General features: G+C 61.6%; 21 protein-coding genes and 2 pseudogenes. 13 read left to right on the plus strand and 10 right to left on the minus strand.

The window, feature by feature from the left end; genetic code table 11:
• Positions 1-150 precede the first annotated feature (150 nt).
• A complete protein-coding gene (locus B2A78_RS06745) occupies positions 151-477 on the plus strand; it encodes a hypothetical protein (RefSeq protein WP_077729151.1) in 327 nt (108 codons plus the stop codon).
• 484 nt (positions 478-961) lie between these two features.
• On the opposite strand, the gene B2A78_RS06750 is transcribed toward B2A78_RS06745, so the two are convergent.
• The 8 genes and pseudogenes from B2A78_RS06750 to B2A78_RS26980 form a co-directional block, all read right to left on the minus strand.
• Positions 962-1,276 (minus strand): HPF/RaiA family ribosome-associated protein, encoded by a 315-nt coding sequence (locus tag B2A78_RS06750; protein WP_077729152.1) that lies wholly within the window; start codon positions 1,274-1,276, stop codon positions 962-964.
• A gap of 40 nt (positions 1,277-1,316) precedes the next feature.
• The gene (locus B2A78_RS06755; RefSeq protein ID WP_077729153.1) at positions 1,317-2,468 is read right to left on the minus strand and encodes a hypothetical protein; all 1,152 of its coding nucleotides are present in this window, start codon (positions 2,466-2,468) and stop codon (positions 1,317-1,319) included.
• A gap of 156 nt (positions 2,469-2,624) precedes the next feature.
• Positions 2,625-3,323 (minus strand): PepSY-associated TM helix domain-containing protein, encoded by a 699-nt coding sequence (locus B2A78_RS06760; RefSeq protein WP_077729154.1) that lies wholly within the window; start codon positions 3,321-3,323, stop codon positions 2,625-2,627.
• Entirely contained in the window at positions 3,323-5,470 is a 2,148-nt protein-coding gene (locus B2A78_RS06765; protein WP_077729155.1) for a TonB-dependent siderophore receptor, read from the minus strand. Before B2A78_RS06765 ends, B2A78_RS06760 begins: the two co-directional genes overlap by 1 nt.
• 76 nt (positions 5,471-5,546) lie before the next feature.
• The gene (locus B2A78_RS06770; protein WP_077729156.1) at positions 5,547-5,975 is read right to left on the minus strand and encodes a biopolymer transporter ExbD; all 429 of its coding nucleotides are present in this window, start codon (positions 5,973-5,975) and stop codon (positions 5,547-5,549) included.
• On the minus strand, positions 5,975-6,721 hold the full coding sequence (locus B2A78_RS06775) for a MotA/TolQ/ExbB proton channel family protein (protein WP_077729157.1): 747 nt from the start codon (positions 6,719-6,721) through the stop codon (positions 5,975-5,977). Before B2A78_RS06775 ends, B2A78_RS06770 begins: the two co-directional genes overlap by 1 nt.
• Positions 6,722-6,725: 4 nt before the next feature.
• A complete protein-coding gene (locus B2A78_RS06780; RefSeq protein WP_077729158.1) occupies positions 6,726-7,487 on the minus strand; it encodes an energy transducer TonB in 762 nt (253 codons plus the stop codon).
• A 253-nt stretch (positions 7,488-7,740) separates the two neighbouring features.
• Positions 7,741-7,860: pseudogene (locus B2A78_RS26980) on the minus strand (hemin uptake protein HemP); the annotation flags it as partial.
• Positions 7,861-8,117: 257 nt separating this feature from the next.
• On the opposite strand from B2A78_RS26980, the gene hppD reads away from it, so the two are divergent.
• From hppD to B2A78_RS06825, 8 genes are all read left to right on the plus strand, one after another.
• Positions 8,118-9,173, plus strand: coding sequence for a 4-hydroxyphenylpyruvate dioxygenase (gene hppD / locus B2A78_RS06790; RefSeq protein ID WP_077729160.1), 1,056 nt, complete (start codon positions 8,118-8,120; stop codon positions 9,171-9,173).
• The gene (locus tag B2A78_RS06795; RefSeq protein ID WP_077729161.1) at positions 9,173-10,291 is read left to right on the plus strand and encodes a homogentisate 1,2-dioxygenase; all 1,119 of its coding nucleotides are present in this window, start codon (positions 9,173-9,175) and stop codon (positions 10,289-10,291) included. The genes hppD and B2A78_RS06795 overlap by 1 nt, the downstream gene beginning before the upstream one ends.
• 2 nt (positions 10,292-10,293) lie before the next feature.
• A complete protein-coding gene (locus tag B2A78_RS06800) occupies positions 10,294-11,271 on the plus strand; it encodes a fumarylacetoacetate hydrolase family protein (RefSeq protein ID WP_077729162.1) in 978 nt (325 codons plus the stop codon).
• Positions 11,271-11,915, plus strand: a complete 645-nt coding sequence (maiA, locus tag B2A78_RS06805; protein WP_240502435.1) for a maleylacetoacetate isomerase — start codon at positions 11,271-11,273, stop codon at positions 11,913-11,915. Before B2A78_RS06800 ends, maiA begins: the two co-directional genes overlap by 1 nt.
• A gap of 130 nt (positions 11,916-12,045) precedes the next feature.
• Positions 12,046-12,981 carry a hypothetical protein gene (locus tag B2A78_RS06810; protein WP_077729163.1) on the plus strand — a complete coding sequence of 312 codons (936 nt, stop codon included), beginning with the start codon at positions 12,046-12,048 and terminating at the stop codon, positions 12,979-12,981.
• A gap of 753 nt (positions 12,982-13,734) precedes the next feature.
• Entirely contained in the window at positions 13,735-15,690 is a 1,956-nt protein-coding gene (locus B2A78_RS06815; RefSeq protein WP_077729164.1) for an acetoacetate--CoA ligase, read from the plus strand.
• 171 nt (positions 15,691-15,861) lie between these two features.
• A complete protein-coding gene (locus B2A78_RS06820) occupies positions 15,862-16,953 on the plus strand; it encodes a tryptophan 2,3-dioxygenase family protein (protein WP_077729165.1) in 1,092 nt (363 codons plus the stop codon).
• Between the two features lie 274 nt (positions 16,954-17,227).
• Positions 17,228-18,328, plus strand: a complete 1,101-nt coding sequence (locus B2A78_RS06825; protein WP_077729166.1) for a M14 family zinc carboxypeptidase — start codon at positions 17,228-17,230, stop codon at positions 18,326-18,328.
• 218 nt (positions 18,329-18,546) lie between these two features.
• Here B2A78_RS06825 and tnpA read toward each other — a convergent pair.
• Positions 18,547-18,786: pseudogene (gene tnpA / locus B2A78_RS06830) on the minus strand (IS200/IS605 family transposase); the annotation flags it as partial.
• 127 nt (positions 18,787-18,913) lie between these two features.
• Positions 18,914-21,538 carry an SBBP repeat-containing protein gene (locus B2A78_RS06835; RefSeq protein WP_077729167.1) on the minus strand — a complete coding sequence of 875 codons (2,625 nt, stop codon included), beginning with the start codon at positions 21,536-21,538 and terminating at the stop codon, positions 18,914-18,916.
• Positions 21,539-22,301: 763 nt separating this feature from the next.
• Here B2A78_RS06835 and B2A78_RS06840 point away from each other — a divergent pair.
• The 4 genes from B2A78_RS06840 (at position 22,302) to B2A78_RS06855 (ending at position 25,723) form a co-directional block, all read left to right on the plus strand.
• Positions 22,302-23,093 carry a GNAT family N-acyltransferase gene (locus B2A78_RS06840; protein ID WP_077729168.1) on the plus strand — a complete coding sequence of 264 codons (792 nt, stop codon included), beginning with the start codon at positions 22,302-22,304 and terminating at the stop codon, positions 23,091-23,093.
• Positions 23,068-23,844 (plus strand): lysophospholipid acyltransferase family protein, encoded by a 777-nt coding sequence (locus B2A78_RS06845; RefSeq protein WP_077729169.1) that lies wholly within the window; start codon positions 23,068-23,070, stop codon positions 23,842-23,844. The genes B2A78_RS06840 and B2A78_RS06845 overlap by 26 nt, the downstream gene beginning before the upstream one ends.
• 72 nt (positions 23,845-23,916) lie before the next feature.
• Positions 23,917-24,726 carry a UDP-2,3-diacylglucosamine diphosphatase gene (locus B2A78_RS06850; protein ID WP_077729170.1) on the plus strand — a complete coding sequence of 270 codons (810 nt, stop codon included), beginning with the start codon at positions 23,917-23,919 and terminating at the stop codon, positions 24,724-24,726.
• On the plus strand, positions 24,683-25,723 hold the full coding sequence (locus tag B2A78_RS06855) for a glycosyltransferase family 1 protein (RefSeq protein ID WP_077729171.1): 1,041 nt from the start codon (positions 24,683-24,685) through the stop codon (positions 25,721-25,723). Before B2A78_RS06850 ends, B2A78_RS06855 begins: the two co-directional genes overlap by 44 nt.
• Positions 25,724-25,762: the final 39 nt, after the last annotated feature.

The following is a 25,762-nucleotide window of genomic DNA, read 5'->3' on the forward strand; positions in this document are numbered from 1 at the left end:
ATCGACCCGATCCGCCCGCTCACGGAACTTTTGATTTAGTATCGCGTCAATACGATCGTCATCGCCTCGGTACCCCGCATTGGGTGGTGTAAGCCAGGCGTAAGTATCAACGAGATGAATCCGCGTCCTTGGAGATTTCTGGAGACAATCATGTTCAAGCTTTTCCCGCCGAATTCTAAAACCACGGGATCCGCCATCTTGGCCTTGAGCGCTCTAATTTTCTCGGCAACGACACTGGCTGACGAGCCGCCTGTCGAGGCCACATCCGATGCAGTCGAGTATTGCGAATCGCTCGGCATGGTGAGCGGGCACTCGGGCTACGGAAAACATGGCGGCGTGCACTGGGAGCGAGTCGCAAAAGGCCGGGCGCTACGGAAAGCGGACAATCTCGGAGCCACTCATATCGTATGGGAAAGCGCCACCCCTCGCGGTGCATTCAATGGTCATGTGACCGGCAACATCTACGAGTGTGAATGAGTAACCGGCTCCGCGAGAGGTGAAACGCCGCTCGCGGAGCCGATCGCGCAGGTCTTTCGCATCCCGCCGCGCGTTGGGGCAGAGGACTCGATACCGGTATCGAAGAAAATATCCGAACCGTACTCGATCACCGTTATCCGGGAGAGGTCGAAACGCTCTTCATTTTCGACGACGCACACGAACCGGCGCTTCCCTTATTAATCAGGCCCGTAAATACCCTCCTGGTATTTCGGGCCGCCGCCCGGGCCGGTACACGCCCGGCCTGGGCTCACGCGGCTTGTCGCCGCGCCGGGGCATCCCTGTCCCGGATTAACCCGGCCTATTATTTATAGGCCGGGTTAATAGTCGAAAAAGCGCTTGCCGAGCGGAAGCGAGCCGGACAGGCCGTCGACGCGCGAGTCATTTTTTGCGGCCACACGCCGATTCTCAAAACAGACGTCCGCGCCGAATCGTTCGCTGGATACGCCTGTGCGAATGCCGTTCGCTAGCGGTTTTCCAGTCGGCTGAAGGTGGAATCCAGCGCTCTCTTCAGCTTTTCCGCGGCTCCGTTGACCGCCTGCTCGACGCTGTCGGCCCTGTGACTGACCGCTACCGGCTTCAGGCCCGCAGGGCGAGCCTCGAGCAGGCAGCGTATATCGTCTTGACCGATCTTGTGAGCGTTGATGTCACTGAGATGAGCTTCCACCCGGGTGACCCTTTCGCCGAAACGACCCAAAATCGCCGCTACCGAATCCTCGACCCAGTGGGCCAGTTCGTCGCGGCCTTCGATGTTGCTGTCGGTGTTGAACTGAATCTGCATGGACGCGTCCTTTTGCCTAGGCTATCCGGGAACGACCCCCTTAATAGCGATAAATCGCGGCAACCCCGGTCCCGGTGGGCATCCGCTCGGGGGGAACGACGACCACCTGGCCGCCGCTCCTCATGACCCACTCCGCGAGATCGTCGAGCAGATCATCGACCTCGGGGTGAGCCAGATCGTCGAATTCGACCTGTCCGGTCGTGGAATCAATTCGGCCGGGAATCTCGCAGCCGGCGTCGATCAGCAAGCTCGTAACCCGACCGGCTACGGCCGCCTCGGCGACCTGGGCCGGATCGTCGGCACCGAGCCCTTTGGCTTTCGCCGCGCCGAACGCCTCCACCAGCTCGTCCAGCCTTGCCAGATAATAAGGCTCGACCGCCCGCCACGCGCGCTCCCGCAGTTCGCCGGCAGACACCGCGTCCGGATGGACATCGATGCCTTCCTCCAGCAGGAACGGGTTATGGCTCACCCGGCGGAAGAGATGATGGTGTTCCGGCAGCGCCGCGAGCACCAAGGGCAAGCCCGAGGGCCGCGAATGATGTTCCAGCACGGCGCGGTCGACGACGCGAAAGAACCGTTCCGCATCAAGGTCCACCTCGTCCTTTCTCCCGCCCTGGCCATGGTGCATCGCCGGACCGGCGGGGCCGGAGCCATAGGTGGAGACGGTCAGGTGCGGCTCGGTCAACTCCTCGCCCAGCGCTTCGATGATGGTGCGCGGGACCTCATCGGCCAGTTCGATTTCGTCCAGTGCGTCGCGATTCCCTTCAAAAAGCTTGATTTCCTTACGATTCAGTCCGAGAACCTGGTAGCGATCGGCCGACTGGAGGATGCACAGCAGGGGTTTGGTGTGGAAGCTGTCGGCCACTACCGCCAATTCCGGAACCGGCCGCTGCAGCCTATAGGCTAGGAACAAGCCGGGCGCGGCCAGTACGGCTAGTCCATCCAGCGTGTGATTCCAGAAGCCGCGATCGGCGGCCAGGTTTCGAAACGGCTCGATGAGCGCTCGAATCTTTTCTTCCGGATAGGTCCGCCGCAACGAGTCTTCCAAGGCTTTCACCAGGTTCCGAAACCGGATTCGGTCCTGCTGGTTATCCGGATGGGACCGGTGAGTCGGCGCGTACAGCGAGAGGCATGGGGGCCCTTGAACGTCGAAGAAGAGCCCGGTGGGGTAATCATGTGCCGGTGAATCCATAAAGCCTCCGGGGCAAGGCGAAAGTCCTGGAAAATACCCAAGATGAATAAGTATCAATGACCAAGAACGTTCGCCAATCGTTCCCCTGCTTTCAGCCGGCCGCCTTCCGCTGCGATGATTCCCGTTGTTCCGGTCGGCGCGACCTCCCCCGTCTCTCTATAGAGCCTGCCAGACAAACCAGAGTCCCAGACCGAGCGAGCCGAGGCCGAGCCCGGCGGCGGTGAGCCGGCGGCCATGCAGCCGGGTCCACAGCAGCACGCCGGTCAGGCCGAGCACGATCAGTCCGCCGGCCAGCGTGTCCGCCAGCAAGATCCAGCCGACGCCCAACCCGGCGCCGCGGTGCAAGTTGCCGAGCAGGGCGAAGACATTCGCTTCGCCGCGCTTGACGGTGACGAAAGCATTACCTTCCCAATATTCCGCTTGGAGGAAGCGTTGCGGCGTACGCGCGGCGATCTGCCAGCGCGCCGGCTGCCGCACCTCCACGCCGTTCCAGATAACGGTCTTGCCAGGCTCCTGCATGATCTTCGCCTTGTCGGATGGGAACTGCAGCGCTTCTGCTAGCCATAGTGCCAAGGCCTTGGGATCGGCGGGACGCGGTTCCGGCAGCGGCAGCTGTATCACGGTCTGCTCCATCCGGGCGGCCGGAATTTTCAACTTCTCGTGGTGATTGAGCAGAATTCCCGTGGTCCCGAACAAAAACCCCAACGCCGCGCCCCACAGCCCTATCCAGGCGTGAGTGCGGCGCAGCCATTTGAGGAATGCCCCGCGCGCCAGACGCCTAGGGAGGAACAAGTATCCGCCCGAGGGCTTGGAGCGCGGCGAGTGAGCCGGAAGACCGAACTCGGCGGGCTTCATCAGAATCTCACCCGCAGCGCGGCTGTGGCGGCAATCGGCGAGCCCGGCATGATGTTGTTGTTGCTGTGCGCCGAAGCGTAATACTCCTTGTCGAATAGGTTTTCGACGTTGACCTGCACCTGGACATTGTCGTTGACCGTGTAATAGACAGCCCCGTCGAAGCGGAGGAAGCCCGGCAGGGTGACGTTATTGTCGGTGGCCGCGTACATTTCGCTGCGGTATACCGCGCCGAGGCCGACGCCCCAATGAGGGGTAATGTCGTAGCGGTTCCAGAGCGAAACCGTGTGTTCCGGGACCTGTGCCACCTTGTTGCCTTTCGGAGCGCTGGCCGACAAGCTCTCGGTGATTTCGGCATCCTGGTAGGCGTATCCGCCGATCACGCGCCACTGGTCGGTGATGTTGCCGCTTATCCCCAGTTCTATGCCTCGAGTGCGCTGGCCGTCGACCAGGAACGACGTCGCGGGGTTATTGGGGTCGGTAGCGATGGCGTTGAGGCGATCGAGCTGATAAAAGGCCAGGGTCGCCGACAGGTCGGGACGGATGTCCCACTTCGCACCCACCTCGTAGTTCTTGAACTCTTCCGGCTCCAACGAGCTATTGGCCAGTGTCAGCGAGACCAATTGATCGCCCGCCCGCGGCACATAGGCCATGCTGTAGCTCGCATAGATCGAGAGCTCGTCGAACGGCTTGAAGATCAGGCCCCCGCGCGGCGACCAAAGGTCGTCATTGGTGTAGAAAGTCTGGCCGTTGCGGTTGTTGCGGAAATCGACCTCGAAGTTGTCGTAGCGAAGCCCCGCCACGAGTTGCCAGTGCTTGGTGAGCTCGATCTGATCCTGAAAATAGCCTGCCGCGATGGTCGCGAGGCCGTGGTTGTCCGCATCCGTGGCGCTTTGCCGGAAGGTGACGGGGCCGGTATATCTCGGATCCGCCACGGGAACCCTGGCCGATGTCGCATTGGGACCCACCGCCGTGAAATATCCGGTCTGGCGAAAGTTGTCGGTTTCCTGGTGACCGAACTCGGCGCCGGTCAACAGAGTGTGTTTGAACGGTCCGGTTTCGAGCTCGAACGTCAGATCGGTCTGGTTGAAGAAATTCTCGCGCTGGGTCGCGTTGTTGTAGGCCGAGATCGCCACCTGGTCGCCCGCGGCATTGACCGCCCCCGGGAAGATGTTCTGGTAGAACTTGTCGTAGATCGCATAACGGGTGCGGTTGCGGAACTTGATCCCGTTCCCGAAGTCGTGATCGATCAAGGCGTTGAACGCGTCGACTTTCGACCAGGTCGGACTGCGCCTCGGATCGCCGAAAAACGTGGAAACGTCGATCTCGACCGGGCGGCCCGAGAACGAGGAAATGCCGCGGTCCGCGACACGGTCGTCCTCGTAATGCTCGTAGCCGAAGGTCACTTGGGTCTGATCGCCCAGACGCCAGGACACGGTTGGATTGACGCCCCAGCGCTCGGCATGGAAACCCTCGCGAAAGCTGCGTGAACTCTCCCACATGCTAGTGAGACGAACGGCGAAATTCTCGTTGATGGCTTGGCCGAAGTCCCCGGTTAACCGGAATTTGTCCCAGGAACCGACCTGAAAGCTCGCCTCGCGCGGGTTCTCCCAGTTCGCTTGCTTGGTTACCCGGTTGATCAGACCGCCGGAGCTGCCGCGGCCGAAAATCATCGCGTTCGGGCCTTTCAGCACCTCCACCCGGTCGATGTTGTAAAGATCGCGGAAATACTGGACATCGTCGCGCATGCCGTCGACGTACATATCGCCGGTCGTGGCGTTGCCGCGAAAAATCACCGCATCCCGGTTGCCTTCCCCTTGCGACATCACGACGCCGGGCACGTAGCGGACCGTATCGGCGATGCTCTGCATGTTCTGGTCCTTGATCAGCTCCTGCGTGATGACGGTGATCGACTGCGGAACGTCAATCAGGGGAGTGTCGGTCTTGGTCGCCGTCGTGGTGCGTTTGGCCATGTAACCTTTCGTGTCGCCGCCCGCCTGTTCCACCTTGCCGACCACTTTGACCTGGTCGAGCGTGGTGAGATCTTCGTCCGCCGCGATGGCGCCATCCGTCGCGCACGCCAGGGCAAGCGCGAGTGGCGTTCCGGCCAACGCCGTGGATTTAAGCCGGTAGTTGTTATTCTTAGTCATGGATGTTTTCCCCAAGTTAACTGGTTCTGTTGGCTGGCTACCTGGCTGGAAAACGGCTGGGTGGCTAATTCGTATGTCAAGGCTTGGCTTCGTTCGGATCGGAGACGAAGCCGATGCGTGTCACGCCGGCATTGGCCGAGGCGGCGAGCACTTCGGCGATGATCTGGTAGGCCGTGGCTTTATCGGCCCGGAGGTGCACCTCGGGCTGAGGCTGCTGCCGTGCCGCCGCCGCGAAGCGCTCGCGCATCCCTGCCCGGTCGATCGCTTCATTGTTCCAGAAAAGCCGGCCGGCTCCGTCGATCGCCAAATCGATGTGCTCGGCCTGGTCTGCGCTCGGCTGGCTCGCCGCTCTGGGCAGATCGATCTTGACGTTGTGGGTGAGCAAGGGCGTCGTGATCATGAAAATGACCAGCAAGACCAGCATGATGTCGATGAGCGGGATCATGTTGATCTCGGCCGAGGGACGCATGCCGCCCTGCCCCTGGCTGAAGCTTCCGAACGCCATCACGCACCTCCCGCGACGGCCTGGCCGACCGCGGCGCTTCGGTCATCGGCTTCGGTCCCGACGCAATGCGCGCCGGTGGTCAGGAAGGCAAACAGGTCGTGGGCGAAGGCATCGAGCTTTGCCAGCAGCAGCCGATTGGAGCGGGCGAAGGCGTTGTAGGCCAATACGGCGGGAATGGCCACGGCGAGGCCGGCGCCGGTCATGATCAGCGCTTCACCCACCGGACCCGCGATCTGATCGAGGCTCCCCTGCCCGCTCATGCCGATGTTGACCAGGGCGTGGTAAACGCCCCAAACGGTGCCGAACAAGCCGATGAAGGGCGCTGTGCTGCCGATGGATGCCAGCACGGTCAGCCCCCATTCGAGGGACGCGGTTTCCTCGTCGATGACCCGGCGCATCGAACGCGTCAGGAATTCCGCCGCCGAACCCGCTTCGTTCAGCCGCCCCGCGCCGTGCCGGGCATGATGCCGGGATGACACCAGCGCATGATAGGCGAGATGGGAAAACGGTTCGTCCGGGTGGTGCTCTTCCAATTGCAATTCCACGGCATGCAGGGAAGAGGCGTTCCAGAAGGACTCCAGAAAGCGGGCCGTCCGGCGGCGCGCGATCAGCGCCTGCAGGTTCTTCGCCACGATGAAATACCAGCTCGCGACGGACATGGCGACGAGGATCGCGAAAATCGCCTTGCCGGCCGAGTCGCTTTGCGCCAGGAAATGGGTCAAGCCCAGGGTTTCTGTCGTTTCCATAGGATTATCCTTCGAGTGAGAATGAAATCGGGACCAAGACCCACGCCGGCACGGACTTGTCTCCCTGGCGGGCGGGAACGAATTTCCACTGCTTTACGGTTTCGAGAGCGGCGGCATCGAGCCGGTCGTATCCGCTGGAGGTCTGGACCTTCACCGTTTCGGCGCCGCCGCCGGCATCCACCAGGACCCGAAGCACGACTTTGCCCTGCTCTTTTCGGCGTAGGGAACCGACCGGATAGACCGGCGCCGGATTGCGCAGATAAGCCGCGTTGAAGCGCGGCGGAACGACCGGTCCCGGCGACGGAGCCGTCGCCGATACGGCTGATGGCGGCAGTACCGGGCCCGGCGCCGCTTCGGTCGAAGTTTGACGTGGAGACGGTTCCTGTTCGGCAGTCGTCTGCTGCACGGCTGCCTGGCTGGGCCTGGACAGGATCGGCGACCGCTTGGCCGACGGTCGGACCTGTTTCGGCTTGGGCTTCGCTTTCGGTTTGGGCGTTTCGGTCTTGGGCTTGACGGGTTCTACCGGTTTCTGTACGGCCTGGGGCGCATCGGCTCGCGGCTGCGCCGTCGAAATCAGGTCGACCATGACCGGCGCCGCTTGCGGACTCTGCACTGCCGGCACCGACTCGTCCTCTATCAGCATCGGTAGCACCGTGACATGGACCAGGGCAGCCCCCAATATGCCGGCGGCGCGAACTCCCCAACAACGATCGACGATTGAGATGCCGGGCCAGAGACGGTCCGGCGGAAAAGTGGCTGCCCACATGATGCTGCCTCACCAACAGAAGCGTAACTAAACCAAACTGTCTGGCTGGCTACCTATGCCGTGAGGCCGGGTGGCTGGCTACAAGGGGTGTCGGAACCTGCGACGCGTTCCACTAAAGCATTTTCCGATTCGGTGTAAGGGATCCCGATGTGTAGGTCGGCAATCCTTTGCCGACAGCAACAGTCCGGCCAGCGGGTTGTCGGCAAAGGATTGCCGACCTACGCTCTCCCGGGACGAGTCTCACACACCCAAACTATTTCGTCAGAATGAGCTTGTCGTTGCTGGTTAGGCGCAGACGGTATTCGTCTCCGCCATGTTCGATCACGATTTCACGACCGGAGCCCAACAACTCCGTACTTGTGACTCTGCGCTTCGAATGAAAGGGCCCCGCATCACCCCGACGATGCGGGCGATCGGTTTCGGTTCGGTTGCTTGGGCTCATACTTTTTCCTCATGTCGTTCAGCGGCGGCGGACGGCACATCCACCCTGTCGCAAATGATATCCATTATCATTTTCATTGACAACCGTTCTTGCTGCGCCTGACTCGTCGAGCCATGGGAATCTTTATGCGACCACCGAGGTCATAGGAATCAAAGAACTCAAAAAAATCCGCCACTGGGGTATCCAATATGACAAGCGACGACGTCCCCCCCATAAGGACCGATGGATTCGAATTCATCGAATATACCGCCCGTGACACTCAAGCCTTGGCGAGACTTTTCGAGCAGATGGGATTCAAGGCCGTGGCCCGCCACCGGTCCAAGGATGTGGTTCTATACCGGCAGGGAGAGATCAATTTCGTCATTAATCACGAACCGGGGAGTTTCGCCCAGCGCTTCGCGGAGCGGCACGGGCCTTCGATTTGCGCCTTCGCGATTCGCGTCGAAAATGCCGCCTGGGCCTTCCGGCGCGCGCTCGAACTGGGCGCCAGGCCGTCCGCCAGCGAGGCAGGTCCCATGGAACTCAATATCCCGGCCATCCGCGGGATCGGACGGAGCCTGATTTATCTGGTCGACCGTTATGGAGAGCATTCGATCTACGATGTCGACTTCGTTCCCATCGAAAACGAGCCGGCGGAACCTTTCGGGGTCGGCCTGACCCGCATCGACCATTTGACCCACAACGTACGCAAAGGCCACATGGACGAATGGGCCGATTTTTACGAGCGCGTCTTCGGTTTCAGGGAGATCCGCTATTTCGACATCCACGGCAAGGCGACCGGGCTGAAATCACGGGCGATGGCGAGCCCCTGCGGAAAGATCCGCATTCCCGTCAACGAGCCTTCCGATCCCAAGTCGCAGATTCAGGAGTACCTCGACCTTTATCACGGCGAAGGCATTCAACACGTTGCTCTGGCCACGGACGACATCTACGCCACCGTTGAGCGGCTCCGCGAGAACGGCGTCCGCTTCATGGACGTGCCCGATACCTATTACGAGCGGGTGAACTCCCGCGTTCCGGGCCACGGTGAGAATTTGGAGCGGCTGCGGCGGAACCGGATTCTCATCGACGGCCTGCCGGGCAACAAAGTGGGCCTTCTCCTGCAAATCTTCACCGAGACCGTGATCGGGCCGATTTTCTTCGAGATCATCCAGCGGAAAGGCAACGAAGGATTCGGCGAGGGCAATTTCCAGGCGCTGTTCGAGGCGATAGAAGACGATCAAATGAGACGGGGGGTAATCTGATGTTCCGCTGGATTTCACTGCCGAGAGTCGAGGGCGTCGCCGCCCGCCAGGCTCACGCCGATCTGCCCGAGGGTACTTACGAACGGGAATTGGGGCGGGAGGGCTTCTACGGCCCTTCCACGCAAATGCTCCACCGCCATCCGCCGACCGGCTGGATCAGCGTCGAGGGACCGCTCAGGCCGCGCGCCTTCGATACCAACCAGCTCACCGGAACCAGCGTCTCGCCATGGGACGCCACGCCGATGCTGGGCAATCTGCACGTCAAGATCCGGTGCTGGCATACCTATTCCGCCATGGATCATCTGGTTCGGAACGGGGACGGCGACGAAATGCTGTTCGTCCACGAGGGCTCCGGACATCTTTATTGCGACTACGGCCATCTCGCCTTTTCCGAGGGCGATTACCTGGTGATTCCACGGGGCACCCTGTGGCGCATCGAAACCTCCGGAATGGGCGTCTTCCTCCTGATCGAGGCGTCCAACAGCACCTACCGGCTTCCCGAAAAAGGCATCGTCGGAGCCCATGCCGTGTTCGACCCGGCGGTCTTGGACACGCCCAAGATCGACGACGCCTTTCTCGCCCAGCAGTCGGACCGGACCTGGCGGGTGCTGGTCAAGCGGCGGGATCGGCTCAGCGCCGTGACCTATCCCTTCAATCCGCTCGATGCCGTCGGCTGGCAGGGCACGCTGATGCCGGTCCGGCTCAACTGGCGCGATATCCGCCCGCTGATGAGCCATCGCTATCATCTTCCGCCTTCGGCCCATACCACCTTCGCCAGCGAGCGCTTCGTCGTGTGCACCTTCTGCCCGCGGCCGCTGGAAAGCGATCCGGGCGTGCTCCGGGTGCCCTTCTATCACAACAACGACGACTACGACGAGGTGATCTTCTATCACCGCGGCCATTTCTTCTCCCGCGACAACATCCATCCGGGCATGATGACCCTGCACCCCAGCGGAATCACCCACGGCCCTCATCCCAAGGCATTGGAGGCGGCTAAGGCGAGGTCGCGCACCGAAACCGACGAGGTGGCGGTCATGATCGACGCCCGCGACGCTCTCGAAGTGGCCGACCTGCCCCGTGGGGTCGAGTGGGCGGGCTACGTGGATTCCTGGAAATAGCCATGAAACTCGCTTCGCTGAAATCCGGAAGCCGCGACGGAACCCTGGTTATCGTCGACCGGGAGCTGAAAACGGCATTCCCCGCCCTGGAGTCCGGCTTCTCAACGCTGCAATCGGTACTGGAGAACTGGGAAGACGCCGCACCCGCACTCGAGACCACCTATCGCGCCCTCAATCAGCGCGAGCTCGATGCGCTCCCCTTAAGACCTACCGAGCTGGCGTCGCCCTTGCCCCGAAGCTATCAATGGCTGGACGGAAGCGCCTATCTGTCCCATGTCGAGAGGGTGCGAAAGGCCCGCGGCGCGCCCATGCCGCCGAGCCTGTACACCGACCCCCTGATGTATCAGGGAGGATCGGCGGCTTTCCTCGGCCCACGGGACCCGATCCGGCTCGCCGATGAAAGCTGGGGGCTGGATTTCGAGGCGGAAGTCGCGGCGATCACCGACGACGTGCCTATGGGAACGACATCCGAGGAAGCGGCCCCGCACATCAAGCTGCTGATGCTGGTCAACGACATTTCGCTGCGCAACCTGATTCCCCAGGAACTCGCCAAAGGCTTCGGGTTCCTGCACGGCAAACCCGGACCCGCCTTCTCGCCGGTTGCGGTCACGCCCAACGAATTGGGAAATGCCTGGGACGGCGGCAAGATCCACCTTCCGCTGCTGACCCACCGGAGCGGTATTCTCGTCGGCAATCCCGACGCCGGCCAAGGCATGCAATTCGACTTCCCCGCCCTGATCGCCCACGCTGCCAAGACCCGCCCCCTCCCCGCCGGCACCATCATCGGCTCCGGCACCGTCAGCAACGCGGACACCGGCCGGGGTTATTCCTGCATCGTCGAAAAACGCGTCCTCGAACAGATCGAATCCGGCGAAGCCCGGACGCCTTATCTCCGGCACGGCGAGACGGTACGGATCGAAATGCTGGACCGGAACGGACGCTCCGTTTTCGGCGCCATCGAACAGGACGTGCTGCAGTGATGGGGCTGGAGCTGTACACCTACTTCCGAAGCTCGGCCGCCTACCGGGTCCGCATCGCCTTGAACCTCAAAAGATTGTCTTACCGGCCGCAATTCGTGCATCTCGCGAAGGGCATGCAGCGGCAACGCAAATATCGTGAAATCAATCCGCAGGGACTGGTACCGACCCTGGTGGACCGGGGAACGCCGTTCACGCAGTCCCTGGCGATCATAGAGTATCTGAACGACACCTATCCCGACCCGCCGCTGCTGCCACGCCGCCGCGACGAGCGGGCTTACGTCCGAGCGCTTGCGCAAATCATCGCCTGCGACATTCATCCCTTGAACAATCTTCGGGTCCTACGGTATCTCGCGGAGGTGCTGGGCCAGGACGAGCTGGCCCGAAACGCCTGGATTCGGTACTGGATCGAGGAAGGGTTCGGGGCGTTCGAGGAACAGCTCGCCCGCCACGGAGGCAGCAGCCGATTCTGCTTCGGCGACACGCCGACCCTTGCGGATATCTGCCTGGTGCCGCAGGTGTTCAACGCCCGGCGCTTCGGCTGCGATTTGAACGGGTTCCCCCGAATTCGAGCGATCGACGAAAGCTGCCTTGCGCTCACCGCATTCCGCGACGCGGCACCGGAGCAGCAGGCGGACGCCGAATAGTGAATTTTTCGGGTTGGCGTAGCGCCGGGAGTGCCCATGTCGGCAACGGATTGCCGACCTGCCGGAGAAATTCGGAACGAATTCGCGGGTCAAATAAGTAGTTTTCCTTCTTATGTTATGAGGAGGTTCCATGATAGCCGTCGCCGACTCCAAACTTGAGCGCTATGCCGAGGAACACCGCTTGTCGGGCCTGACCGCTCCGACGCTCGAGGCGCTTGCGACGAACCGGACCGGGTATTCGGTCGACAAGGCCCAACGCTTTCTCGCCTTTCAGCGGCGCATAGACACCGAAATGCTGAGACACCGGATCATCACCGACAATCGTTATACCGCCTGGTTCAGCCAGGGCGAGCAAACCTTCGATCAGGTCCGGGCGTTCATCGTCCAGTTCTCGGTGTTTTCGAACCAGTTCCTGGTGGCCCAGCTTCAAAAAATGATCAATGCCGATTCTCTCGAAGGCATGCGGGCCTCCAAGGAAATTCTAGCCAACGAAATCGGCGTCGTCTTCAATGCCGGGCGGAAAAGGTCCGCCACGCGCGATCCCGACCATGAGGTCGATCCCGAACTGGTCTCCACCGAGGGCACGGTGGAAGGCGGCATATTCCATTTCCGTGCGGCGCATTTCGAGTGGCTGCTGCGAATCGCCGGGGAGCTCGGACTCGGATTTCTGGATCTCGGCGGCCGCAGGCACGGCACCCCCGCCACCCTCCATTTCTGCGACGAACTGATCCGGCTCTACGGCAACGAGAACTACGCAATCACCCAGGCCGCGAGCTATGCCGTGGAAAACTGGGCGGCGGCCGGTTTCTGGCAGGAACTGATCGACGGTTTGGTCCGCTACAACGCGCGTACCGGCTCGAACTTGCCGCTCGCTTTCTTCACCTGGCACAACCGCCTCGAAGCCCAGCACGCCCAGCATACCCAGGAGGAACTGGAAGAGCTTTATTTCACCCGCGACATCGACGAGGATGATTTCATCCGTTACGGCAACGAAATGCTCGACGGCGTGGCGGTGTTTTGGGACGGTCTGGACGAGCAGCGGCGGGCGTTGGCGAAAGCGGCTTAAGCAGCGCTTCCCGCAAATCGTAAATATGAGGAGTCGCTTGCGCGACAGCTATTTGAATGTGGGTTTCCGAACCCACGGTCGGCTTACTTTCTTTTGCTCGGCCAAAAGAAGGTAACCAAAGAAAAAGCCGCCCGGTTGCCGCTTGGGTCCTGCGCTGCTACGAAAACCATCCTTGGTTTTCGCCCTTCGGGCCAGCGTACCGCTGTTCAAATTCGCTCCCGGCGAATTTGTCGCTTTCGGCGGGAGGCGATCGAAGGGTCATCCATGACCCTCGATCGCCGCGCAGAATCCATTCTGCGCCCCTTACGGGTTATTCCCGCAGAAAGCTCCGATGCTCGGCGCGGCAAACGGGATAAGAACACAAAGCCGGAAACGCAGAACCTGTCCTGAGAAAAGTCGAAGGACTTATTCCGGCTATTGGAGTTTGCGTGAAGTAACGATCCACCGGCAAAGCCAGTGGCTTTCGACGGCTGGCCCCTCAAAGGGGCCTGACCGCCATCGGGCAAAAGCCATGTCGTCACCCCGGCAGGGAAGGGGCCGACTAAAGGCCCGTTTGCGATTGGAGTGCCGGGGTCCAGTGACCACGGATGGTTTCGACCATTCACAATCCCTGTGAACTGGATTCCGGCAATCCCTGCCGGAATGACGGCCCAGCGAAATTGGGACAATACCTGACTCCCGGAAATGTCAAACTTTGCGAGTCCCTCGGCAGAACCGGGGGTTTTCCCGCGATAAATAATCTGGAGCGCCGTCTTGAATCAACCCCTCTGGCAACCCACCCGCTCGCGCATCGAAAGCACGAATCTGTACCGATTCACGCACATTCTGCGAGATCGATGGAGCATCGAATTGCCCGATTACGCTGCCCTTCACCGCTTCTCAATCGAGCAAATGGACGAATTCTGGCTGAGTCTGTGGGACTACGCGGGAGTCGTGGCGGAGACGCGCGGCGACCGCATTTTGGCGGACCGCGACAAGATGCCCGGCGCGCGGTTCTTCCCCGAGGCGCGGCTCAATTTCGCCGAGAATTTGCTCAAACGCCGGGATGACGGAGACGCCATCGTCTTCTGGGGCGAGGATAGGGTGCGCCGGCGGCTGAGCTGGCGCGAGCTTTACGAGCGAGTCAGCCGTCTGGCGCAGGCTCTCGAAGCCGACGGCGTCGTGCCGGGAGACCGGGTCGCCGTCATCATGCCCAACCTGCCGGAAACCGTGATCGCGATGCTCGCCGCCGCATCGGTCGGGGCGATCTTCACCTCCTGCTCGCCCGATTTCGGCGTACAGGGCGTGCTGGATCGGTTCGGGCAAGTCGGACCGAAGGTTCTCATCGCCGCCGACGGATGCTTTTACAACGGCAAAGCCCATTTCGCCGCCGACAAGCTCCGCACGATCGTGGCCAACTTGCCGAAGCTCGAACGCATCGTCCTCGTTCCCTATATCTCCGAGCGGCCCGAGCTAGAGGCGCTGGGCGAACGGGCGATTCGCTTCGACGATTATCTCGCGCCCTACCAAACGCGCGAGATTCCCTTCGCCCGGCTACCTTCCGACTCGCCGCTATACATTCTCTATTCGTCCGGCACGACCGGCATTCCGAAGTGCATCGTTCACGGCGCCGGCGGCACGCTGCTCAAACATTTGGAGGAACACCTACTGCAATGCGACGTGAAGCCGAACGATCGGGTGTTCTATTTCACCACCTGCGGCTGGATGATGTGGAACTGGCTGGCCTCCGCCCTCGCCTGCGGCGCCACCCTGCTCCTTTACGACGGTTCTCCCTTCCACCCCTCGGGCAATGTGCTGTTCGATTTCGCCGATGCCGAGGGCATGACCCATTTCGGCACTTCGGCCAAATACATTGACGCCTTGCTCAAGGCGGGATTGGAACCGAAGCGCACGCACCGGCTGACATCGCTGAGGACCGTTCTTTCGACCGGTTCTCCCCTGGCGCCGAACAGCTTCGATTACGTCTATGAGCGCGTCAAATCCGACGCCTGCCTGTCCTCGATCTCGGGCGGGGCCGATTTGATCGGCTGCTTCGTGGGCGGCAATCCGATGGGGCCGGTTCGGCGGGGCGAGATCCAGGCCAAGGTGCTCGGCATGGCGGTCGAAGTCTTCGACGAAAACGGCCAACCGGTCGTCGGCCGCAAAGGTGAACTGGTTTGCACCAAACCTTTCCCGTCGATGCCGCTGGGATTCTGGAACGATCCGGATGGAAGCAAATACCGCGAGGCCTATTTTTCGATGTACCCCGGCGTCTGGCGGCACGGCGACTGGGCCGAGATCATGCCGCACGGCGGCATCGTCATTCACGGCCGCTCCGATGCGGTGCTGAATCCCGGCGGCGTGCGCATCGGCACCGCCGAGATCTATCGGCAGGTCGAACGGCTCGACGAGATCGTCGAAAGTTTGGTTGTCGGCCAGAATTGGGATAACGATGTCCGCATCGTGCTGTTCGTGCGCCTGCGCGAAGGCCTGAAGCTGGACGAAACGCTGGCGGCAAGAATCCGGAGGCAGATTCGCGAAAACGCGAGCCCGCGCCATGTTCCGGCCAAGATCGTGCAGGTCGCCGACATTCCCCGCACGCTCTCCGGCAAGATCGTCGAACTCGCCGTACGCGAGATCATTCACGGACGCCCCGTGAAAAACCGCGACGCGCTCGCCAATCCCGAGGCGCTGGAACTCTTCAGGAATTTGCCGGAGCTCGCGAGCTGAGGGATTTGAGCCGGGCATGTCATGCCTGATGCCGTTCTCCCGCCCGGCCGAACGGAACGCGCGTTCGTGTCGGCAAAGGATTGCCGACTTACTTGGGTTTGCCTACAAGCGTAGGTCGGCAATCCTTTGCCGACAATACCTGTATAACATCAATCAAGCGGAGACACCCCGATGAATCAGCGCTCCACGAAAGAAATCTACTACGCCGACTACCTGCAACTCGAGCGTCTCTTGAGCGCTCAGACGCCCGAAAGCCGCCGGCATGGCAGGGAAGCCCACGACGAGATGCTGTTCATCATCACGCACCAGGCTTACGAGATCTGGTTCAAGCAAATCCTGCACGAACTCGAGTCGGTGCTCGGTGCATTCGCGGTCACGCCTTTGGACGAACACAGCATGGGCGTCATCGTCGCCCGTCTCGAGCGCGTCATTGCGATACAAAAGGTCTTGAATCAGCAAATCGACGTTCTGGAGACCATCACTCCGCTGGATTTTCTCGATTTTCGCGATTACCTGATCCCCGCTTCCGGATTTCAGAGCGTGCAATTCCGCGAGATCGAACTGCGCCTGGGGTTGGGCGTTCACGTTCCGCAACCGGTCACCGGCCGGCTCAGATCCGAGGATGTCGCATACCTGCGTGAAATCGCCAGCGAGCCAAGTCTTTTCGAACAGGTGGACGCCTGGCTGGCGCGCATGCCCTTCCTCAAGTTCGAGGGCTATGACTTTTGGGAAAGCTACCGTCAGGCGGTCATGGCTATGCTGGCGAAAGACCGGCGCTCGATCGAGACGAATCCTTTATTTTCCGATGCCGAGCGAAGCGCGCAGCTCGCCGAGCTGGAAAACACCCGGCGGAAATTCGATTACCTGCTCGATCCGGCAGGATTCGAGCGGCTCAAGGCGCAAGGCATGTTTCATCTCTGCCAAACGTCCGTGCTATCGGCCCTCTTCATCCAGCTTTACCGCGACGAGCCGATTCTGCACCTGCCGTTCCGCCTGCTCAGTCACCTGATGGACATCGACGAACAGTTCACCGCCTGGCGCAGCCGCCACGCCCTGATGGCGCAACGCATGCTGGGGAGCAAAATCGGTACCGGGGGAAGCAGCGGACACGAATATCTCCAGGAAACGGTGGACAAGAAGCGGATCTTCAAGGATTTGTTCAATCTCTCGACCTTTCTGATCCCGCGCTCGTCCTTGCCGGCCCTGCCCAAGCGGCTGAAGCAAAGTCTCGACTTCCACTTCACCGGAGAGAGGTGCAGCTGAGCCGGCAACATTTTGTATCGGTTTAGCGGTGAGGATCGTGAAATTCGTAGGTCGGCAAGGGATTGCCGACCTACTGGACCTTGACGGCGCTGCGCCAAACCTGAAAATGTGCTCAGGCCCACCCCCGCAGAGCCTTATCCAACAACTTAAGCCTATCTACCGTTCGATGTTCGACGAGACAGAAGGCAGACATCGTCCACCGCTGGATCGGACGGACTAGGGCAGCGATATCCATCCTGCTAAGCTGTCCAAATCACGCTCTTCACGTACACCCATGACCGATTTCTCCGCCAGTGAATCGACGTCCTTCGAGCCTCGACAGGGGTTGCTCACTCGTCCGGTGATGCGCGCCCTCCCCGAACTGCGGGAGCTTCTGATACTCGCGGAGCACGTCGCGGATGCGGGCTGGGATTGGGCGCGGGTGGAAGTTTTGGCGGAATTGCATCACGGTGAGGAATCGTTTCCGCTGCTGGCCTTTCGCTTCGGTCCGCCCGATCCCGCCTTGCCGGCTCTGGCGCTGTTCGGCGGGGTCCACGGGCTCGAGCGTATCGGCACGCAGGTCGTGACCTCATATCTCCGGACCCTGGTGGAAATGGCTCGCTGGGACCGGGTGACCCGAGACATGCTCTCCACGACTCGCCTGCTGATCATGCCGCTGGTCAATCCGGTCGGCATGTATCTCAAACGACGATCCAACGGCAACCGGGTCGATCTCATGCGAAACGCGCCGGTTCGGGCGGAAGGATTGTCCCGTTGGCATCTATTCGCCGGGCATCGCATTTCTCCCGCATTGCCCTGGTATCAAGGGCAGGAAGACGCTCCCATGGAGATCGAGGCGCAAACCCTTTGCGATTGGGTGCGCCGCGAGCTCTTTCCCGCCCGAACCGCACTCAGCATCGACGTGCACTCCGGCTACGGGAAGGTAGACCGCCTGTGGTTTCCCTTCGCGAAAACCCGGAAGCCCTTTCCGGCACTGGCGGAAGCCGTCGCCTTGAAGCACCTGATCGACAAGACCCATCCCAACCACGTCTATTGCATAGAGCCCCAGTCCCGACAGTACCTCGCCCACGGCGACTTGTGGGATTACCTCTACGACGAATACAGAACCGTCCGGCCCGACGGCCGCTATATTCCCTTCACCCTGGAGCTGGGTTCGTGGCTTTGGGTGAAGAAGAACTGGTCGCAGGCATTCTCGGCCCTCGGCGTCTTCAATCCGCGCCTTCCTCACCGCGTGCGGCGGACCCTAAGGCGTCATCTTTTGCTGTTCGAGCTTTTCTACCGCGCCGTACGCTCGCCCGAGCCATGGACCGAGCTCGACGAAGCCGAGCGAGAGCGGTTAAGGCGTCAGGGCTTGGAATGGTGGTATGACGGATGATGAGACGCGCAAACGCCGGACCAATCGGCCGGATGTCGATTGGCACGCACTGTGCCCATATGATTCGCCGACGCATATTCTGGTCTACGGTACATTTTCGTGCGTGCTGAATTCTCCTGTATGACGCGCAGGATCAGCGCGCCGCCGGGTTGTCTGCTGATTTCGCATCCTCCCCGGCGCTCGCCCGCTGGGCGCTTCACGCATCCAAATCGACTCCCGCCGGTGAAGTTCCTCTGCCGACCGCCGAACTTCCTGGCGATTTGGATCGCACGCTTACCCTTGATGTAGCCCACCACGTTCGAAACCGCATACTTCGGCGGAATGCTGATACACATATGAACGTGGTCGCCCATCAGGTGACCTTCAACAATTTTCGATTCCTTGTGCCCGGCGAGCTCCTGAAATATCTCTCCAAAATGCCGCTTGAGCGCACCAAAAATCAATTTCTTCCGCCGCTTCGAACCGTCCCCGCCGCAGAAGACCTGCAACAGGCCGCGCACTCCCCCTGGTTTTGCATGCTCTCCTCGATGGCCGCACCGGCGCGGCCTGCGTCGGCCAGGTCTTGAGCCGCTATGAGCTTGGATGTCAGGGAGTCGGCGCTCCCCAAGCTGCCGATCGTCCCGAGTTCCTCTCCTGGAGCGGGCTGATCGTCTGCATGGTGCTGGGGATCGTAGTGACGACGTTCACGGTCACGGGGGCCGCGTGCGCGACCGAGGTCCCCGGAAACCCGACGATCCACAGCGTGTACGTGCCGGGCGTGACGGTGGACGCGACACCGATGGTGAGCGTGAAAGAGAAGGACCCATTGGGCGGGAGGGAGCCGATGTCCTGGGGGAAACCGGGCGCCGTGAAGCCGGCCGGCAGCGCCCCTCCGGTCGGCTGGGCGAAGATCCCGAGCTTCACGGCCTCTCCCGTGAACCCGTTCAGCGAATTCACCGTCACCGTCGCCAGGCCCTGTCCGCCTTGGGTGACGTTGATCGTAGGAAGGGGCGAGAAGGAGTAGTCGCTGACGAGGACGAGTTTGTCGGCGAAGCCATCGCTGGCGCCACCGCCGTACCTCGGCTGAGCGGCTCCCATCTGGTCTGCGTTGCTCGGTGGGATCTCGCCCGCCAGATAGACATTGAACCCCGAGATGGACGGCGGAACGGCGAGGGCGGTCGCGACGTCGGACGATCCAAAGGAGTTGAAGGACGAGGTTCGGAGGGCCGCCGGGTTCGTGATCGGGGTTTCGGCGAAGTCCTTCAGGTCGTACCCGAGTACCCACAGGAAGGCATCAGGGCCGGTGATCCCCTCCGGGTCTGTATCGAACGACCCCGCCACATTGACGACCGGTCCGAAGAACGAGCCGCCGATACCCAGCGCGAGCACCCGATCGAAGCCGCCGGCTCCCACAAAGCTCGCCTGGATCACGCTCGCCAGGCTGGAGTTGAGGCGAGCCACGAAGCCGTCCGTGGCCCCTCCGAACGTCGGTGTGTGCCCTCCCAGCGTTCCGGGGAAACTCGAGGCAGTGGTCTCTCCCCCCACGAAGACGTCCGGCCCTGAAACGGCTATGGCGTGCGCGATGTCCTGACCAAGCCCCCCGAGGTAGGTGGCCTGCACGAGCGAGGTCAAATCGCTGGTCAGGAGCGCCACGAAGGCGTCGGACTGGCCGTCGGGATAATGGATTTCCTGAGCGCCCCCTCCTGTCTTCGGAAAGTCCGTCGAGACGGTTTCCCCCGTCACGTAGACGAACCCCGCCGAGATCGCGATGGCGTTGATGAAATCGGAGGAGCGACCTCCCAGGTACGTCGCCTGCGTCAGGTTCGTCAGATCAGCGGAGAACGCGGCGATGAAGCCGTCGTTCGTATTCTGCCCGACGGGGCGGATGATCGGGTCCCCGTTCAGCGGCTGAGCGCTGTCGAGGGTCCCGACGAGATCGTGCGAGGCCGTCCGGCCCGCCACGAACACGGCATAGGCGCCCCCGAAAAGAGCCACGCTGCTGGCGGCGTCCTCGTCGGTCCCTCCGAAGTAGGTCGCCTGGGTCAACGCCTTCAAGTCCGAGGTAAGGAGCGCGGCGAACGCGTCTTTGCCCCCCGCGCTCTGCGGTCGGGCGCCTCCGGTCGTTCCCGGAAAGTCCGTCGATGTCGTCGAACCTGTGACGTAGATGCCGGCTTCCGAGACCGCGACACCGCTCACGGAGTCGTCGCCGGTCCCCCCCAGGTACGTCGCCTGGATGATCGTCTTCAAGTCCGAACTGAGGAGAGCGACGAAGCCGTCGCTCGGACCCGCCAGGGCAGGTCGAGCCCCTCCCGCCGTCCCCGGGAAGTCCGTCGAGTCGGTAGTCCCCGCCACGAGCACGTTCGACGCCGTGGCCGCTGCGGCGGTGACGCGGTCCCCTCCCGATCCCCCGAGGAAGGTGACTTGGATCAAAGGGTCGATCTCGAGGTCCTTCGTCCGATCGTACTGCCCCACTTCGAAGCGGTAGCTCGTTCCCTCGACCGCATAGGCGACCTCCACAGGGTGTGCGCGGCCCGCGACCGTCTGGTAGGCCTTCGGCCTGCTGAACACGACCGTGCCGAGCCCCGTGCCGACCTCCAGCTCGCCCTTGTCGTTCGCCCGGAGGAATGTCGCGCCAGAAATCCTCACTCCGATCTTCTCGGGCCTCGCGCCAGGCCTGACGTGGAAGAGTTTCTCGACGGTTGCGCCCGACGCCCTCAGCTCGAGCTCGATCCCCTCGTACACCTCACCGAGGGTCACGCGATCGTAGGTCGGGACGTTCGTTCTCCAGGCGGATTCCTCACTCCCGATCAGATAGTTCACCTCGGTTGGGGCCTTCTCTGCGCCGTCCACCAAGGCAGCGGCGCCGCCGACGAGCGCCTCCTTCAGGGACCAACCCGTTGTCCCGGTCTTGCCGGACACCTTCGGGAGGTCGTACACGATCTCGCCGATGCGGGTGACATAGACAGTGCCGCCGTCGATCCCCGCATAGAACCTCACCCGCTCGTCGGTCTGCCCCTGGTTCGCGATGAAGGGGACGCTCGGATGAATGAGCTTCCCGCTCACCTGCGGCGAGGGCGAGCTCGAAGCGTCATGCGGCTCACCGCCATGCTTGGGCCGGGCGAGCAGGATCGCCCCCAGCAAGGCCAGCAGCCCCAGGAAAAAGTACCGTAAGCCCGGAAACCGGCCGCGGGAGCTCGGCTTCCTGTCCCTTTGCCGCGTCGAGTATTGCATGATTCCCTCTCCGGGATCGGACCTGTCCATGGCGCTCACCCCCGTTTGGGCAGAATCTTAGCCTCGCAGAGTTTGAGTCCAGGAAAAATAAACGTCCTTTTTCTAATTCCTATGACCGGCTTCGCGGCATCAAATTCCGATCAGGGCTGTTCAATGCTTGATGCCCTGAGAGTTTATGAATCAGGCCCGTAAATACCCTCCTGGTATTTCGGGCCGCCGCCCAGGCCCGGTACACGCCCGGCCTGGGCTCACGCGGCTTGTCGCCGCGCCGGGGCATCCCTGCCCCGGATTAACCCGGCCTATATATATAGGCCGGGTTAATAAGATGCGCTCCAGGTTAATGGCGTTGTCATAGAGAGCGGCAGCGATATTGGGGGCTGATCCCAAAATGGGAAATATAGTCCGCGTTGGGCGCAATAGGGTACTCCCGTATTGCGCCGCATGAGGAGGTTTCCCATGCGGCTCTACGGCCCTGTTCGATCTGTTCTACCGCGCCGTCCGCTCGCCGGAACCCTGGGTCGCACTTGGCGACGCCGAGCGCGAGCGGTTACGGCGTCAGGGGTTGGAATGGTGATATTAGGTGTCGCTGACGCGGCGCCCCCTTCAATCATGCTTCCAACCGTCGACCGCCAAGACGAAAAATACTCCGAGCCAAAACGGATCGCCTGCGGCGCTTGTCATCATTTCGTCACCAAACCGCAATATTTGCGTCATACCGCCTCCGTAAAGTGCCTTTCCATCGAAGCACAGACGGAAGGCTTACATGTCAGTACAAGACGCTATTTCTCTCTCGTCCCGTCCTCGCCGTTACGCCGCCGAAGTCGCCAGCGATCCGGCGACCGTCCGCGCAACCCAAGCCCTGCGCTACCACGTTTTCGCCGAAGAGATGGGCGCGCATCTGCATACCCGGATCGAGGGTCTCGATTATGACGAAATCGACGATTACTGCGATCATCTCTTGGTGCGCGACACCCAAACCGGGCAGATCGTCGCTTGCACTCGTTTGCTGGACGACATCCAGGCTGCGCGCCTGGGACGTTTCTACTCCGAGGGCGAATTCCAACTCGACGAGGTTCTGGCCTTGCCCGGACGCTTCCTGGAGATCGGCCGCACCTGCGTCGATCCGTCCCACCGCGGCAGCGTGGTTCTCGGAACCTTGTGGAACGGGCTGGCGGAATACGTCTACAACGGCCGTTTCAACTACCTGATGGGCTGCGCCAGCATCCCGCCTGGCCCCAGCGGCTTCGCCGTCGATGCGGTCTATCGGCAGATCGAGCCGCACCAGTTCGGCCCGTCGGAACTCTTGGTAAGGTCCAAAAATCCGGTTCCTGCGCACAAGCGCTGCGTCCAGGACGAAAGCGGCATTCCGCCTTTGTTGCAGGCTTATCTCAGGCTGGGCTGCTGGGTCTTGGGCGATCCTTTCTGGGACGAGGATTTCAACGTCATGGACGTGTTCATTCTGCTGGACCTCTCCCGCATGCAGGCCCGCTACGAGAAGCGCTTCATCGCCAGCAAACAGGAAAATTCGCGTGCAGCGCTGTCGGCAGTGGTTTAAAGCCCTGGCCATCGCCGCCATGTTCGTGGCCGGCATCGTGGCCGTCAGCACGGTCATGCCGGCCCTGAGGCTGCTATTGGGGAAGAAGTCGGCCGCCTTGAACGACGCCATCGTGGTGAGCTGGAACCGTGCCGTCTGCCGGATTCTCAATCTGCGCTTGCACATCCGCGGGCGGCCCGACGCGAACGCCCGATTAGTGGTGGCCAACCACATTTCCTGGCTGGACATCATCGCCCTCGGAGCGCAAGGCCCCTGCTTGTTCGTCGCCAAACGGGAAGTGGCGGATTGGCCGGTCATGGGCTACCTGGCGAAAGGCATCGGCACGCTTTTCGTCCAGCGCGGCGATACCGGGCAGAGCGCAGCCGTGGCCGAACGGATGGCCTGGCAATTGCGCCAGGGGAAACGCCTGGTGCTGTTCCCGGAAGGCACGACAACCACCGGCGACCGCGTGCTGCGTTTTCACGGCAAGCTGCTCCACCCGGCGCAGTTGGCGGGAGCGCACGTCCAGGCGGTCGCCCTGCGTTACGACGGCGCGGCGAAAGAATGCGCACCCTTCGTCGGCGAGGACGAATTTCTGCCGCATCTCCTCGACATTCTCAAGCTGGAACGGATCGATCTCCATGTGCACTATTGCCCCGCCGTTCCGCCCGGACCGGGCCGGAACGAGTTGGCGCAAACCACGCGGCAACAGATCGTGGCCGCGCTGGATGCCGGCCATTCTTGCCGCGGACTGGCCGTCATGAATTCTTAACCGGTCCGTCACGGCGCTTTAAGAAAATCGGTTTAAGTTCTTTGCCAGTTTCAACCGCAGCGAGGACTATCCATGAAGCTGAAATACCGTACCGTCTGGATTTCCGACGTACATCTAGGGACGAGGGGCTGCAAGGATGAATATCTCCTCGATTTTCTGCGGCACATCGAATGCGAACGCCTTTATCTGGTGGGCGATATCATCGATTTCTGGAAGCTCAAGAGCGGTGTTTACTGGCCCCGCCTGCACAACGAGATCGTCCGCACCGTCATGGCGATGGCGGCTCGGGGCACACGGGTGATTTACATTCCGGGCAACCACGACGAAATCTTCCGCGGCTATATCGGCACGGTGTTCAACGGCATCGAGATCCACGCCAGCGCGGTCCACGAGACGGCGGCCGGACGCCGGCTTCTGGTACTGCACGGCGACGAGTTCGACGGCGTGGTCTGCTCCAGCCGCTGGCTGGCGGTTCTCGGCAGCGGCGCCTACGACTTCCTGATCGAGGTCAACCGCTGGTTCAATCACGTCCGCCGCATTCTCGGCTTTCCCTACTGGTCGATGTCGGCCTACATCAAGCACAAGGTGAAGAACGCCGTGAACTTCATCTTCGATTTCGAGCGGGCGCTGATTCACGAGGCCTATGAACAAAATCTGGACGGCGTGATTTGCGGCCACATTCACCACGCCACGATCCGGACGGCCGAGCACGGCACGCTGTACGGCAACTGCGGCGACTGGGTGGAAAGCTGCACCGCCTTGGCCGAAAGCCACGCCGGAACGCTGTCCGTCATCCGCTGGCTGGAAGAAAGCACCCAACTCCTGGAGGATCTCGCACTTGAAACTCGCCCTGATCACGGACGCCTGGCTCCCACAAACTAACGGCGTCGTCACCACGCTTCGCACGATCTCTGAGCAGCTCCGCGCGATCGGACATACGGTCGAAACCTTTACGCCGGATCAGTTTCGCAACTGGCCCTGTCCGAGCTATCCCGAAATCCGTCTGGCGCTGGGCTGCGGCTCGAAACTCCGAGCCCGGCTGGACGAATTCCAGCCCGATGCCATTCACATCGCCACGGAAGGCCCGCTCGGCATGGCCGCCCGGAGTTTTTGCAAACGGCGCGGGCTTCCCTTCACGAGTTCTTTCCATACCCGATTCGCCGAATATATCCATCTCCGCACCGGTCTGCCGCTCGCTGTCGGCTATTCCTTTCTGCGCTGGTTTCATGGCGAAAGCGAGCGCCTGATGACTGCGACGCCCACCTTGCTGGAGGAGCTCAAGGCGCGAGGCTTCAAGAACCCGGTGCTGTGGTCGCGCGGAGTGGACACGGACTTGTTCCGTCCCCGAGACAAGGGTTTTCTGCCCGATGCCCGCCCCGTGCTGCTCTATGCCGGCCGGGTAGCGATCGAAAAGAATATCGAGGCTTTTCTCAAGCTGGATCTGCCGGGCGCCAAGTACGTGGTCGGCGACGGACCGCAGCGGGAGGAGCTCGAGAGCAAATATCCCGATGTCCGCTTCGTCGGTTACAAATACGGCGAGGAACTGGCCCGCTATCTCGCGGCCGCCGATGTTTTCGTTTTTCCGAGTCGAACCGACACTTTCGGCCTGGTGATGCTGGAAGCTCTGGCCTCTGGCGTTCCGGTCGCGGCCTTTCCGGTGGAAGGCCCGAAGGACGTGATTCTGAGCGGTCGGGTCGGCTGCCTGGACGAAGACCTCAAGAACGCTATCACCGAGGCGCTGAAACTCGATCCCAAAGACTGCCGCCAGTATGCCCTGCGCTATTCCTGGCGCGATTGCGCCCTCCTGTTCGAAAGCTATCTGGCGCCGATTCCGAAAAACGGCGCGCGTTCGACGGCGTGGTGGCAGCGGTATTCGTGATCTCCGTGCCCGAGCCATGGGCATCTGCACCCTCGCGAT

The sequence above is a fragment of the Methylocaldum sp. 14B genome, from assembly GCF_002005105.1.
Classification (GTDB): Bacteria; Pseudomonadota; Gammaproteobacteria; order Methylococcales; family Methylococcaceae; genus Methylocaldum.

Bases quoted from the DNA above. Each gene is read 5' to 3' on its own strand.
- B2A78_RS06745 (WP_077729151.1), top strand. From the start codon at position 151: ATGTTCAAGCTTTTCCCGCCGAATTCTAAAACCACGGGATCCGCCATC.
- B2A78_RS06750 (WP_077729152.1), bottom strand. From the start codon at position 1,276: ATGCAGATTCAGTTCAACACCGACAGCAACATCGAAGGCCGCGACGAA.
- B2A78_RS06755 (WP_077729153.1), bottom strand. From the start codon at position 2,468: ATGGATTCACCGGCACATGATTACCCCACCGGGCTCTTCTTCGACGTT.
- B2A78_RS06760 (WP_077729154.1), bottom strand. From the start codon at position 3,323: ATGAAGCCCGCCGAGTTCGGTCTTCCGGCTCACTCGCCGCGCTCCAAG.
- B2A78_RS06765 (WP_077729155.1), bottom strand. From the start codon at position 5,470: ATGACTAAGAATAACAACTACCGGCTTAAATCCACGGCGTTGGCCGGA.
- B2A78_RS06770 (WP_077729156.1), bottom strand. From the start codon at position 5,975: ATGGCGTTCGGAAGCTTCAGCCAGGGGCAGGGCGGCATGCGTCCCTCG.
- B2A78_RS06775 (WP_077729157.1), bottom strand. From the start codon at position 6,721: ATGGAAACGACAGAAACCCTGGGCTTGACCCATTTCCTGGCGCAAAGC.
- B2A78_RS06780 (WP_077729158.1), bottom strand. From the start codon at position 7,487: ATGTGGGCAGCCACTTTTCCGCCGGACCGTCTCTGGCCCGGCATCTCA.
- hppD (WP_077729160.1), top strand. From the start codon at position 8,118: ATGACAAGCGACGACGTCCCCCCCATAAGGACCGATGGATTCGAATTC.
- B2A78_RS06795 (WP_077729161.1), top strand. From the start codon at position 9,173: ATGTTCCGCTGGATTTCACTGCCGAGAGTCGAGGGCGTCGCCGCCCGC.
- B2A78_RS06800 (WP_077729162.1), top strand. From the start codon at position 10,294: ATGAAACTCGCTTCGCTGAAATCCGGAAGCCGCGACGGAACCCTGGTT.
- maiA (WP_240502435.1), top strand. From the start codon at position 11,271: ATGGGGCTGGAGCTGTACACCTACTTCCGAAGCTCGGCCGCCTACCGG.
- B2A78_RS06810 (WP_077729163.1), top strand. From the start codon at position 12,046: ATGATAGCCGTCGCCGACTCCAAACTTGAGCGCTATGCCGAGGAACAC.
- B2A78_RS06820 (WP_077729165.1), top strand. From the start codon at position 15,862: ATGAATCAGCGCTCCACGAAAGAAATCTACTACGCCGACTACCTGCAA.
- B2A78_RS06825 (WP_077729166.1), top strand. From the start codon at position 17,228: ATGACCGATTTCTCCGCCAGTGAATCGACGTCCTTCGAGCCTCGACAG.
- B2A78_RS06835 (WP_077729167.1), bottom strand. From the start codon at position 21,538: ATGCAATACTCGACGCGGCAAAGGGACAGGAAGCCGAGCTCCCGCGGC.
- B2A78_RS06840 (WP_077729168.1), top strand. From the start codon at position 22,302: ATGTCAGTACAAGACGCTATTTCTCTCTCGTCCCGTCCTCGCCGTTAC.
- B2A78_RS06850 (WP_077729170.1), top strand. From the start codon at position 23,917: ATGAAGCTGAAATACCGTACCGTCTGGATTTCCGACGTACATCTAGGG.